The sequence below is a fragment of the Chloroflexus sp. genome, from assembly GCF_034435895.1.
GTDB lineage: Bacteria > Chloroflexota > Chloroflexia > Chloroflexales > Chloroflexaceae > Chloroflexus.
In genome coordinates this window covers 24786-36599 of sequence record NZ_DAOTWH010000217.1, presented here as the reverse complement: position 1 = coordinate 36599, position 11814 = coordinate 24786, and the positions used below count along the sequence as shown (strand labels likewise).

Genomic DNA, 11814 nt, shown 5'->3' with positions numbered 1-11814 from the left:
CCGGTGCCACCCGCCGCCGGCGGCTGGCCAGTGGTTGGCCCCACCGCCGAACCATTCGCTCCCGGCCACCCGGCCCCTACCCCGCTCGACGCCGCCGGTATCGCCAAGGTCATCAGCGATTTCGCCGCTGCCACCCGGCGGGCGCTAGCCGCCGGCTTCCGCTGGGTCGAAATCCACGCCGCCCACGGCTACCTGCTCCACAACTTCCTCTCACCGTTGGGCAACGATCGCAGCGATGAGTATGGCGGCGATCTGCGTGGGCGGGCACGGTTGCTGCTCGAAGTGACGGAAGCGGTGCGCGCGGCATGGCCGGCGGAACTGCCGCTAACCGTGCGCCTCTCGTGCAGTGATTGGACACCGGAAGGGTTGGCGATTGCCGATACGGCTGAAGTGGCGCGTATGCTCCGCGAACGGGGCGTTGACCTGATCGATTGCAGCTCCGGCGGGATCGCCCCCGGCATCACGATTCCCGCCAGCGAAGGCTATCAAGTGCCGTTCGCTACCCACATCCGCCGCAACGTACCCATCGCCACCGCCGCTGTCGGCCTGATCACCCGGCCCGAACACGCCGACGCTATCGTCCGCAACGGCGAAGCGGATTTAGTGCTGCTCGGTCGCGAACTGCTGCGCGACCCGCACTGGCCGTTGCGCGCGGCGCGGGCGCTGGGACACGACCTCGCCCCGCCACCGCAGTATTTGCGGGCGTGGTGAGCAAACTTGTGCACACGATTGGGAGATAGACATGCGTGTTGACAGCATTATTCTTAGCGGCTTTAAGTCATTTCGTGAGCGCACTGAAGTTGCCTTGGGCGATTTGACCATCCTTGCCGGCGCTAATAGCGCCGGCAAATCAACCCTCATGCAATCGCTCTTGTTGATGAAGCAGACGCTGGAAGCGAGTTATGACCCCGGCCCGCTGTTACTCAGCGGCCCGAACATTATCTTTTCCAGCGCCAAGCAATTGTTTTGGAATGCACCGGGTGATCAAGCAAAAGAATTGACATTGGGAGTAAAGCTACACAACAGTTCAAAATCAGGCGGGTATGAAGTTGTGTTGCAGCAGCACAAAGCTGCTACGTCACCGTTACGTATCGCTCGTGCAGTAATGTATGATGCTGGCAATACCCGTGAAGAGCTTTCACCAACGCTACGTTCAGAGGAGCGCAGCCGCTACGAAGCGGAGTTTCGCAAGACATTTCCGGAAAAATGGTTTACCCAGCGTTATAACGAATCCGCATTTCATATCGATATTGAGGTGGTGCGTGAACGGATGTTTTTGAGATTAGAAGCTAAATTAGTAGCTCCCGATATCAAGGAGGGCGCTTTCAGCTATGGCCGGCGCTCTTATGAGATACATGCAGATCTAAGGAATGCCATACGCGGCCTCATCCACGTGCCGGGATTGCGCGGCAACCCGCGCCGCACCTATCCTGTTACCGCAGTTGAGCATAATTTCCCCGGTCTTTTTCCCGACTACGTTGCCAGTGTCATCGCCACGTGGCAACGCTCTCACACTCATAAAATCAACCAATTGAAAGAGGATCTCAAAGAGCTTGGCCTCGCGTGGAATGTGCAGGCACGCAACCTCAACGATACCGAAGTTGAGATCCGGGTGACACGTCTGCCGCGCGGCATCCGGTCTGGCGCGCGAGATATGGTCAATATTGCCGATGTTGGCTTTGGCCTATCGCAATCACTTCCGGTGGTCGTGGCATTGCTCGCAGCGCGTCCGGAGCAGCTTGTCTACTTAGAACAACCTGAAATCCATCTCCACCCACGGGCAGCATACCAACTCTCCCGCTTGTTGCAGCGCGCTGTTATGCGCGGCGTCCAAGTCGTGATCGAAACCCACAGCGAACTCCTGCTGTTAGGCTTGCAAGAATTGGTGGCCAATGGCCAGTTTGGCGATAAAAAGATCCTCTTGCATTGGGTGCAACGCGATCAACGCGGCGCGAGCTCTCTCACCAGCCATAAGTTGGATGAAAAGGGCAGTTTTGGCGATGCACCGGTTGATTTCGCGTTGGTGAGTCTCGAAGCAATGCACAACTATCTGAGCGCTGCCGGAGGGTAAGGCGGTATGGGGTATATCATCGTGGTTGATGCCTCGGTCGCGCGCGCCGCCGGCGAGAGCGGCAAGCCTGAACCATCCGCCTGCCGCGCCACCCTGCTCGCAATGCTTGCGCATAACTACAAAGTGGCGATGAGTGTATCGTTGCGCGGCGAATGGATGAAGCCGCGACCAGATACGCACTCTCCCTATGCGACCGCCTTTGCCTTGCGCTGGTTAACGCAGATGCAGAACCAACGGCGCGTAATTGATATCACTTCTAGCCCCGATTCTGAAGCCTTGCGTAACCGTTGCATCGCTGCGTTAGACCAGAACCCGCAGACAAAGACTTCAGCGCCAGCCGTGGCCAAAGATTTTCACCTTGTTGGCATAGCCCGCCAAACCGACCGCCGCGTTGTCTCGCTTGACAGAAAGATCGTCACCCATCTCGCCCTGCTCAAAGACAGCACCCCTGAAATCTGCCCGATCATGTGGCTTCACCCCGTTCAGCATGATGCTGCTGAATGGTTACGCAACGGCGGGGTTGAGGATGAGCAGTACTACGTCTGTCGTTCAGTCGGCCCGAACGAGTGACATGGGTGCGATGTAGGCAGATGTCTGGTAATTACTGCCGTTACAACGATCAAGTAGAACATGCACCACTAATCCTAAAATTACATCTGATAATCAGGTGCTTGCCATGACACGCAATACTCGTGAAATAGTCGGCATGTTTATCTCGTGCATTGCCTGCATTGCGCTACTTTCTACCATCTTGCCCCAACTGCTTAACGGGATGATTGGGCTTATCCTGATCGGCGGCGCACTGCTCAGCAGCGGATTACTGGTGGTGAGCGATGTGATGGCAGGGCGTAATGCATTGAAAAGCCTTATTGGTCTGGTTCTCACTGGTGGGTTGACATACCTGCTGATAGCGGCGCCAATGTGATATCTTTCATCGCTTGCCAACTCAGGAAAGTTGTTTGATCTGAGTTTTATGGTAAAGTAAAGCACCCATACAGAATACTCTCAACGAGCGCCTCGCTACTGATGACACACATGACACGGCAAATCCGGCACTGGTTCGTGGCGGTTGTCGATCTGATGCATACTGTGGCAAGTCGGGCAGCCAACCCGGCTTGGTGAACCACGGTGGCAGTCGTTGCAGGTCGGGTTGAGCGGGTGCGGCATGCGTACCTGTTGCGGGTGCAGGTTATGGCAGTTGACGCAACCGAGGTATTGTTCTAACCCGGCTTCACTTGCCACTGGCGGCACCGGCGTTGGTTCTGGCACGGTCGTCGGGGTGGGAGGCGGCGGCGTAGGGGTTGGGGCTGGCAGTGGGGTGTCAGTAGGTAGCGGTAGCGGCGTTGCCGTCGGCAGAATGCTGGTTGGGGTGCTCGTGAACGCCGGCGTTATTGTCGCCGAAGCTGTGGCTGTCACTTGCGGGGAAGGCGTGGCCGTGGCGCTGGGCAAAGGCGATACAGTGGGTGTTACGGCTGTCGTGGGCGAGAGCATTGGCGTTGCGGTTGCGGTGGATGCGATGGTGGGCGTTGCGGTTGCCGTGGCAGTTGGCGCTGGCAAGGAGGTTGGCGTGGCTGGTACTGACGTGACCACCACGTTGGCGACTGCTACCGCCTGTTGTTGCAGCAGAAAATCAACCAGCGCCGCAATCTGCTCGTCTGGCAATAGATTGCCGTAATCGTCGCCGACGACTGCGCGCACCATCCCCCCTTGGTGACCGGGAACGATAAACTCGTCATGGGCGCGGATCGACCGTTCGAGGTATTCCCGCGCGTTCACGCCGGGCATGCGTTCGCCGGCCCGCCGGCCAACCCCGGCCAAATTCGGGCCTACTCCCGCCCTTCCGCTCGTATCGAGGGTATGGCAGGTCATGCACGGTACGCCGCCAGCCAACGGCGCGCGGCCAAAGAAGAGGTCAGCGCCGCTTACGTATGCCACCGGCGATGGGGTTGGCGATGGCGAGGCCGGTTGCTGTGAGGTGCAACCGGCCACCATGCTAATCAGCATTACACCGGCGAGCAACGGGATAAACCACGGCGGTATCTTTGCCATCGTTGTGCTCCCGTATCCCGTTCGTAAGGGCATTGCGGCGCCCGGTAGGGGCATTGCGCTGCAATGCCCCTCCTACGTCCCGATGATGCCGCTATCGAAGCGTTGCACCGTGATCACGCTGGGCCGCGGCAAACCTTGCCGGTCAGGCCACGTGCTGATCGGGTTCTCGAAGGTGCCGCCTTCGCCGGGGTGCTGGATGGCGAGAAAGAGCGTGCGGTTGTCGGGGGTAAACTCTGGCCCGCACACCTCGCTGCCGGCCACCGTTGAGAAGAACTGTTGCAGGTTGCCCCGCTGCGCACCGCTCACCGGCACGGCGAACAGACCATCGTTGAACTTGATCGCGCGCGGCGCACCGTCGGTCGCAATCCACAGGTTGCCCTGATTGTCGAAGGCCACATTGTCGGGCGCACTCATCGGCGATACCTTGCTCTTGTCGAAGCCGGCGAAGTAGGTATCCGCCTGCGTGGGCAAACCGGCGAGGATAAAGATTTCCCAGCGGAAGGTAGTGGCGGAATAATCATCATTCCGCTCGGTCAGCTCGATGATGTGGCCCCACGCATTGTTGGCCCGCGGGTTGGCCGCGTCTACGCCGGGTTGGCCGCTCGCGCCGCGGCGGGTGTTGTTGGTCAGGGCGATGTACACCTTCTTGTTGACCGGGTTGACCTCCACGTCCTCTGGGCGATCCATCTTGGTCGCACCCACGAGGTCGGCAGCCAAGCGGGTGTTGATCAACACATCACCCTGCGAGCGGAAGCCATTTTCCGGCGTCAGCGGGCCTTGTCCAAACACCAGCGGCAACCACTCGCCGGTGCCGTCGGCGTTGAACTTAGCCACATAGAGCACGCCATCGTCGAGCAGATTCATATTCGCTTCGCGATTGCGCGGGTTGAACTTGCCGTTGGTAACGAACTTGTAGACGTACTCAAACAGGGCATCATCACCCGAATAGGCTGCCACTCGGCCATCGCGCCCAATGGCGAAGGTCGCCGCCTCGTGGCGGAAGCGGCCCAGCGCCGTGCGCTTCACCGCCGGCTTCGCCGGATCATACGGATCGATCTCGACACACCAGCCGAAGCGGAACGACTCATTCGGCTCCTTGGCGATATCGAACCGGCTGTGGAACCGCTCCCACTTGCGCTCCGACTCAGCCGCCGGCATGCCATAACGGCGATGCACCGCGTAGCGCGGATCGTTGCGGTCGAGACCGTTCAAATTAGCGAAATACTGGTGGAAGTTCTCTTCACCGCTCACCACCGTACCCCACGGCGTCTTGCCGCCAGCACAGTTGTTGAGCGTGCCGAGGATCGCGTCGGCGCCGGGGTCGGCACTGGTCCGCATCCATGGGTGATTGGCAGCCGGGCCGCTCAGGCGAGTAGCGCTAAAACCGCTCACCCGGCGGTTGTAGCGCGAGTTACGCACATAGCTCCACGTGCCATCGGGCGCGCGCACCACTTCGACCACCGACATGCCGTGGGCGGCAATCCCGACATCCACCTGATTGCGGGTCGGATTCTTATCATCATACTTCGGGAACATCAACTCTTCGTTGGTGTACTCGTGATTGACCACGAGCAGACCGCGGTTCGAGTTGTTGGAGCCGTAGGGCAGCGGCATGAAGCCAACAAAGTCGCAGTTGTAGCCAAACTGCTTGACCTGCGCCTCCGGCGACTGTAACCAGACATCGAAATCGGGCGCATCAGCGCTCAGCGGCTCACCCCAGCGGATGAGGGTGCGGGCATAGTACCCTTCCGGCACCACCACATCATCGAAATTCGGATCGGTGGGCTTAATGGCCTTGAACTTCAAGCCGGGGTTAGCGGCCAGCGCCTCTTCGACGGCGGTCAGATTGGAGCCGATCAAGGCCAACGAACCGCCGATCGCCAGCGTCTTGAGCATACCGCGGCGCGAAATGCGCAGCGCCAACACCTCTTCCAGCGTCTGGCCAATACCGGCCTGCGAACGCACAATCCATTTGTCTTTCTCGTCGTGGCCACCCATAGCGTAAACGCCTCCTCGCTAAACACCAGTACAGGAGCCTGCAGTTGCCAACCGGGCAACAGGAGTCTTGCCATTGGGATGTATACGTTCTGGGCAACCGTGATTATATGGAGTGTTTATAAATAAGAATTGATGTAAATATTAAACGAGGATTAAGCAACAATGATCATGGCATAACACTATCGAAGCTAGCGAGGTGCGAAAACAAACAGCGCCGCTCTCTGCGCTGAGAGAGCGGCGCCAGAAACGACAGGGGATCAGGGCTCAACAGCCAACGGCCCGTGCTAACTCCGGCCTGAGCGCAGTATTCGCCGGATCAAGCCGGGCCATCACCCGTTGCACCATTCGGAAATCGTAGGCGATTTGGAGGTTGCGCGCCGGATCGGCGACAAACAGGCCATGACCGTGACGATCGAAGCTATTCGCCAAGAACAGCCACATATCACTATCGAGCGTGGTATCGGGCGCTAGACCATACCAGCGCAGGAAGTCGGCAATCTGCGCCGAGGGGCTCAGTTGCGGCAACTGCGGCCCGCCGAACACCGCGCGCAACCGATCGCGGGCATCGACCACATCGCGGGCAACATCGCGGATCATGGCTCGTTGCAGGCCAACCGGAGGCGGCGGCAATTGGGGCGGCTGCCGCCGGTAGGCGGTGACATTGATCTGATGGGCATGGGACAATAGTTGCGCATCGCGCACCGACAACAGGTGCGGTTGGTGAAACGTGGCAATGAACAGCACATTCGGCGGTGCGGCGACTGGCTTCGCAGCGACCGGCAACAGATGCAGCCGTTCGTGCAAGTAGTAGAACAACTCATCGGGGGCCAAACCATCAAACAAGACGAAGTAGAGCTTACCGGCGCCTTGCGGCGCTTGCGCTTCGCTCAGCACTTCGCTCAACTGACTATCGCCGAAACGGGTATGGAGATCACGGTAATAGTCACGCTGGCCGCTCTGCGCCGTCCACTGCGCTGAACCAATGCGGACAAACTGGCTGGGAGCGTTACCAACCAATGCTGCTGCCAAATGTTGCACCAATGCCGCCTTACCGGCCCCAGCTCTCCCGCTCAGCACCACGCACGGATAGGTCTTGAGCGACACATACACGGCGGTCAACAAGCGTGCTTCGGTTGGATCAGCATCAACCTGCAACCGCCGGATCGTCTCTTGCTCCGCGCTCAGCGCCGGATTCTGCTGTCTCACGCCGGCCAGTGCTGGCGTCTGCCCGCTCGCGGGCAAGGCCAACTCCCAGCGGCCCCCTTTGGCCTCGCCGCGAGCACCATTGCTTGCGGCATGGAAGTTGTAAGCAATCATAGTGGTTCACCCGAAACGAATATCCGACATATCGCCGACATTCAACTCTTGGCTGACACCGCTCACATGGGCTCGATCACCGATTAAACTGCGAGTGATAATGACCGATTGGATCTGCGCACCGGCATTGACAATCGAGTCGCGCACAATCGCCTGCCGCACGACTGCGCCGTCGGCAATTGAGACATACGGCCCCACAACTGCCTCTTCAATCACTGCCGTCGGCGCAATATTGACCGGCGGAATGATCACTGCATTAGGATACTCGGCGGCGCGATTGTGGCCATGTTCGAGCAGATAGCGATTAGTGTCGAGCAGCGACTCTATCGTGCCGCAATCTCGCCAGACCCGCACCGTCTCGGCGCGCAGCTCTTCGCCGCGGTCGATCATCACTTGCAGCGCATCGGCCAAATAGAATTCCCCCTTGGTCTGGATATTGTTCTCCATGATGTAGTCGATCGCCGACATCAACCGGCTGGCTTCGGGCACATAATAGAACCCGGCCACGGCCAGATTGGAAATCGGCTCGCTCGGCTTCTCGACCAGCCGCACGATCCGGCCTTTTTCGACCACCACCACGCCAAACCGGCGCGGATCATCGACCTCTTTGCAGTAAATGATGCCGTAGTCGGGATGCTCGTTGAGCCGTTCAATATCAAACTCAAGCAAGCCATCGCCAAACACGATCAAGAGCGGGCCGGTCAATTCACGGGCCAACGCGATCGCATCAGCTTGCCCGCGCATTACCTTTTGCTCAAGAAAGCGCATCGGGTACGAATAATTGGCCCGCATAAACTCTTCAATCTGGTTGCCGAGATAGCCGACCACACAGATCAGCTCTTCAATCTGTAGGGGGGCCAAGTAATCAATAATATGCGCCAGCACCGTCTTGCCGGCGACGCTGACCAATGGCTTGGGGCGAACAAAGGTATGCGGACGCAAGCGTGTGCCTAAACCGGCGGTCAAGATCATGACGCGCATACCTTAGCTCCTTGAGCCACAGCCACAACTGCTGCAACTGCATCCACCGCCGCTCGTCGTCGCAGCCGCCGCAGGCGCCGAAGTTTCGCCACGGCTATGCGCGGCAAAGAGCGACAGCCGGCGCTGAACATGGGTGCTCTGGCAAAAGGGGCAGACAATAACAATATGCTGATCAGCCGCATTCATAGGCAGCAGCCGTTCGAACTGGCGCGCACAGTCCAAACAGCCATATTCGTACATCGGCATACATTCACCTCATTACGTCAGGGGAAGAAGGCGGGCGGACGTGGCCCACCTGCATTATACCACGGCGTTTTGCCTGCTTGGATAACGGTTTGCTTATCTTCACGATAACATTACGCAAAGATTGAGTCACCTTCAGGCCCATCTCTTGCCCAGATGGTGCGCTGGCCATCACCGCAATTCGGGCAATTCGATCGGGTCTTCACGCGGTTCGCACGAACCACAAAATAGCGCGCGCGCAGTGACGATCGCTTTGTGAACGCCCTTTCGATCGACGTAGAGCGCCACGATATGCGGCATCTCTTGGGCATGCTCGCGACAAACCGCACGCCCGCAAAAGATGCATGTACCGTGAGCCGGACGGTTGCAGTGCCAGCAGTTCATGGTGGTACTCCCTTGGCAAACGATGTATTTAGCACCGTTATTGCCGCTATTATCGCATAATGCGGCGTGACGCGGCTGGGAGATGGTCTAGCGTAGCTGGCTAGCGCGATCGCAAGCAACCTATGCTATGATAGTTGACTTGTAACATATTGGCGCCGAGGTTGCGATGATTGCAGTTCTGATTGAAGTGCTCTTGCCGATTGCGGTGGTGGCGGCGACAGGGTTTGCCTTACGCCGGGCCTTGCCGCTCGATCTGGTGACGCTTAACCGGTTGATGATTTACGGCCTGAGCCCGGCGCTGATCTTTGTCGCGCTGGTACGGGCCGACTTAAGCGGGCCTGACGCGGGGCGCATGCTCTTTTTTTCGATGGGAGTGCTGGCGCTGATGGCGCTGACAGTCTGGCTGTGCGCGTTGGCGTTGCGGCTGCGCGGCAAAGAGGTGACGGCGCTGTTGCTGACCAGTATGTTTATGAATTCGGGTAATTACGGCTTGCCAGCGTCGCGGTTTGCCTTTGGCGAGGCTGGCTTTACGTTAGGGGTTTTTTACTTTATCATGCAGTCTATCATGGCGCAGACGCTAGGGGTCGGAGTGGCGGCTGGCGGCGCGGCTGGCGGCGGCAAACAAGCGTGGCGGCAGGTGTTCGACCGTCTCACTCATATGCCGCAGATTTACGCCGTAGCCGGCGCGTTGGCCTTGCGTGAGATTGGGTTTCATCCGGCTGAAGCCACCGGCATTGCCCGCAGCTTATTTGAAGGGGTGGCGTTGCTCAGCGAGGCGGCGCTGCCGGTGATGCTGCTCATCCTCGGCGTGCAATTGGGGGCCGGCGCGCCGATTGTGCAACCGGCGATGGTTGCATTTGCCACTGCGATCCGGTTGATTGTGTCGCCGATCCTTGCTTTCGGCCTCGCCCGTTTGCTCGGTATGGACGGTATCGCACTGGGGGTGGGGGTGATGATGGCTGGGATGCCGACGGCGGTGAATACGACTATTCTGGCGATTGAGTTTGATACGCGCCCGCAGTTGGTGGTGAGCACAGTGGTGGTGTCGTCGTTTGCAAGTTTGGTGACGTTGAGTGTGTTGTTGAGTTTGGTGCGGTCATAGCAGGGGCGCAGCGCGCTGCGGGGCAGAGCGCCGCTCTGCCCGTACCGATTAATTTTATGCCGCCAATCAATGTCTTGCTGCGTCATGTTAGCTTAGCCGGGCAAACCGGACGCTATGCGATCGCCATCAGCGGCGAGCGGATCGTTTGGGTTGGCCCCGACCGCGATGCGCCGTCGTGGCAATCGGCGGCGACGCGCGTCATCGATGGCGGCGGGATGCTGGCCTTGCCCGGCTTGACCGACTGTCATTTCCACTTGCACAATGGCGCGCGCACGTTGGGAGTGCTGCGGCTTGAAGATGCCCAGAGCGTCGCCGACCTGCAAGCCCGGCTAGCCGCTTACGCCGCTGCCCATCCGCATCTGCCGTGGCTGATCGGGCGCGGCTGGCGCTACCGGCTGTTTGCCGGCGGTCTAGCGCCTGACCGGCACTTGCTTGACGCGGTTGTGCCTGACCGGCCAGTATTGTTGACTGCGTTCGATGGCCATACGGCGTGGGCGAATACCGCTGCCTTGCAGATCGCGGGCATTTTGCACGGCACTGAAACGGGTAATCCGTTGAGTACTGTGGTGATGGGCACAGACGGGCTGGCCAGCGGCGAGTTGCGTGAAGCGCCGGCAATGGATCTGGTGCGGCGTTGCATCCCGCCGCCAACCGAAGCCGAGCTGCGTGATCTGCTGCGCCGCGCCTTGCGCGATCTGGCGGCGCTGGGCTTGACCGGCATCCACAACATGGACGGCGATGAAGCGCAGCGTACCCGCTACCGCGAACTGGCGGCTGCGGGTGAGTTGACCTTGCGCATCCGCTTGCCCCTCTCGGTAACGCCGGGGACTGATCCGGCCCAGATCACGACATGGGCCGCCGATGCTCGCCGCCATCCGCATCCCTTTGTGCAGACCGATGCGGTCAAGCTGTTCGTTGATGGCGTAGTCGAAGCGAAGACGGCGCTGATGCTAGCGCCGTATGCCGATGGCAGCGGCAAGTGCGGGGTGGCCAACTACGATCTGGTAGAGTTTGGGGAACTGATCACCTGCGCTGACGCTGCCGGCCTGCAAGTCTGTGTGCATGCCATCGGCGATGGCGGCGTGCGTCAGACCCTCGACGCCTTTGCCGCAGTGCAACGAGCCAATGGCCAGCGTGATGCTCGCCACCGGGTCGAACACGCCGAGATCGTCGATCCGGCTGACCTGCCGCGATTTGCGGCGCTGGGAGCGATCGCCTCGGTGCAGCCGGTGCATGTCGATTTCGGGATGGATCAACAGAACCCGTGGTGGCGGCTGGTGGGGCCGCAACGTCACCGCTACGGCTTCCCATGGCGCGATTTATTGCGGGCCGGCGCGCCGATGGCGCTCGGCAGCGATTGGCCGGTGGCCGATCCCAATCCGTTGCGCGGGATGCAAGTGGCATGCACACGGGGCAAGCTCGATCTAAGCCCGCTAGAGAGCGATTTTCCCGATCAGCGGCTGACGATTGCCGAAGCATTAGCCGGATATACCACATGGGCCGCTTACGCCGGTTTCCGCGAGCACGAATTAGGCCGGCTGGAGGCTGGCTATCTAGCTGACCTGATCGTGCTCGACCGCGACATCACCACTGCTCCACCCGACCAGATTGCAGCGGCGCGAGTGATGATGACGATGGTGGGAGGGAAGGTGGTGTTTGAGCGGTAATC

General features: G+C 59.7%; 12 protein-coding genes. 6 read left to right on the top strand and 6 right to left on the bottom strand.

The features are described from left to right. From U9R81_RS12840 to U9R81_RS12825, 4 genes are all read left to right on the top strand, one after another. Positions 1-711, top strand: a 711-nt coding sequence (locus U9R81_RS12840) for an oxidoreductase (protein WP_322495843.1), incomplete at its 5' end; no start/stop codon positions are given. Positions 712-742: 31 nt separating this feature from the next. Beyond that, positions 743-2071: an AAA family ATPase gene (locus U9R81_RS12835; RefSeq protein WP_322495842.1), complete on the top strand. Its 1329-nt coding sequence runs from the start codon at positions 743-745 to the stop codon at positions 2069-2071. 6 nt (positions 2072-2077) lie between these two features. Continuing rightward, the gene (locus tag U9R81_RS12830; RefSeq protein ID WP_322495841.1) at positions 2078-2641 is read left to right on the top strand and encodes a hypothetical protein; all 564 of its coding nucleotides are present in this window, start codon (positions 2078-2080) and stop codon (positions 2639-2641) included. A gap of 106 nt (positions 2642-2747) precedes the next feature. After that, a complete protein-coding gene (locus tag U9R81_RS12825) occupies positions 2748-2996 on the top strand; it encodes a hypothetical protein (RefSeq protein WP_322495840.1) in 249 nt (82 codons plus the stop codon). Positions 2997-3091: 95 nt separating this feature from the next. Here the strand turns inward: U9R81_RS12825 and U9R81_RS12820 are convergent, their stop codons facing one another. From U9R81_RS12820 to U9R81_RS12795, 6 genes are all read right to left on the bottom strand, one after another. Further along, positions 3092-4120 carry a c-type cytochrome gene (locus U9R81_RS12820; RefSeq protein ID WP_322495839.1) on the bottom strand — a complete coding sequence of 343 codons (1029 nt, stop codon included), beginning with the start codon at positions 4118-4120 and terminating at the stop codon, positions 3092-3094. Positions 4121-4192: 72 nt separating this feature from the next. Further along, positions 4193-6118, bottom strand: a complete 1926-nt coding sequence (locus tag U9R81_RS12815) for a PhoX family phosphatase (RefSeq protein ID WP_322495838.1) — start codon at positions 6116-6118, stop codon at positions 4193-4195. A gap of 264 nt (positions 6119-6382) precedes the next feature. After that, positions 6383-7435, bottom strand: a complete 1053-nt coding sequence (locus tag U9R81_RS12810) for a hypothetical protein (RefSeq protein WP_322495837.1) — start codon at positions 7433-7435, stop codon at positions 6383-6385. Positions 7436-7441: 6 nt separating this feature from the next. Further along, positions 7442-8416, bottom strand: a complete 975-nt coding sequence (locus tag U9R81_RS12805; RefSeq protein WP_322495836.1) for a sugar phosphate nucleotidyltransferase — start codon at positions 8414-8416, stop codon at positions 7442-7444. Positions 8417-8419: 3 nt separating this feature from the next. After that, a complete protein-coding gene (locus U9R81_RS12800; protein WP_322495844.1) occupies positions 8420-8656 on the bottom strand; it encodes an FmdB family zinc ribbon protein in 237 nt (78 codons plus the stop codon). A 174-nt stretch (positions 8657-8830) separates the two neighbouring features. Beyond that, positions 8831-9043 (bottom strand): hypothetical protein, encoded by a 213-nt coding sequence (locus U9R81_RS12795; protein ID WP_322495835.1) that lies wholly within the window; start codon positions 9041-9043, stop codon positions 8831-8833. A gap of 166 nt (positions 9044-9209) precedes the next feature. On the opposite strand from U9R81_RS12795, the gene U9R81_RS12790 reads away from it, so the two are divergent. Together U9R81_RS12790 and U9R81_RS12785 are read left to right on the top strand one after the other, a co-directional pair. Further along, positions 9210-10145 carry an AEC family transporter gene (locus U9R81_RS12790; RefSeq protein WP_322495834.1) on the top strand — a complete coding sequence of 312 codons (936 nt, stop codon included), beginning with the start codon at positions 9210-9212 and terminating at the stop codon, positions 10143-10145. Positions 10146-10201: 56 nt separating this feature from the next. Next, positions 10202-11812 carry an amidohydrolase gene (locus U9R81_RS12785; protein WP_322495833.1) on the top strand — a complete coding sequence of 537 codons (1611 nt, stop codon included), beginning with the start codon at positions 10202-10204 and terminating at the stop codon, positions 11810-11812. The last annotated feature ends 2 nt before the right edge of the window (positions 11813-11814 follow it).

What these genes read in the sequence shown, in the direction of transcription:
- U9R81_RS12835 (WP_322495842.1), top strand. Translation starts at nt 743, where the DNA reads ATGCGTGTTGACAGCATTATTCTTAGCGGCTTTAAGTCATTTCGTGAG.
- U9R81_RS12830 (WP_322495841.1), top strand. Translation starts at nt 2,078, where the DNA reads ATGGGGTATATCATCGTGGTTGATGCCTCGGTCGCGCGCGCCGCCGGC.
- U9R81_RS12825 (WP_322495840.1), top strand. Translation starts at nt 2,748, where the DNA reads ATGACACGCAATACTCGTGAAATAGTCGGCATGTTTATCTCGTGCATT.
- U9R81_RS12820 (WP_322495839.1), bottom strand. Translation starts at nt 4,120, where the DNA reads ATGGCAAAGATACCGCCGTGGTTTATCCCGTTGCTCGCCGGTGTAATG.
- U9R81_RS12815 (WP_322495838.1), bottom strand. Translation starts at nt 6,118, where the DNA reads ATGGGTGGCCACGACGAGAAAGACAAATGGATTGTGCGTTCGCAGGCC.
- U9R81_RS12810 (WP_322495837.1), bottom strand. Translation starts at nt 7,435, where the DNA reads ATGATTGCTTACAACTTCCATGCCGCAAGCAATGGTGCTCGCGGCGAG.
- U9R81_RS12805 (WP_322495836.1), bottom strand. Translation starts at nt 8,416, where the DNA reads ATGCGCGTCATGATCTTGACCGCCGGTTTAGGCACACGCTTGCGTCCG.
- U9R81_RS12800 (WP_322495844.1), bottom strand. Translation starts at nt 8,656, where the DNA reads ATGTACGAATATGGCTGTTTGGACTGTGCGCGCCAGTTCGAACGGCTG.
- U9R81_RS12795 (WP_322495835.1), bottom strand. Translation starts at nt 9,043, where the DNA reads ATGAACTGCTGGCACTGCAACCGTCCGGCTCACGGTACATGCATCTTT.
- U9R81_RS12790 (WP_322495834.1), top strand. Translation starts at nt 9,210, where the DNA reads ATGATTGCAGTTCTGATTGAAGTGCTCTTGCCGATTGCGGTGGTGGCG.
- U9R81_RS12785 (WP_322495833.1), top strand. Translation starts at nt 10,202, where the DNA reads ATGCCGCCAATCAATGTCTTGCTGCGTCATGTTAGCTTAGCCGGGCAA.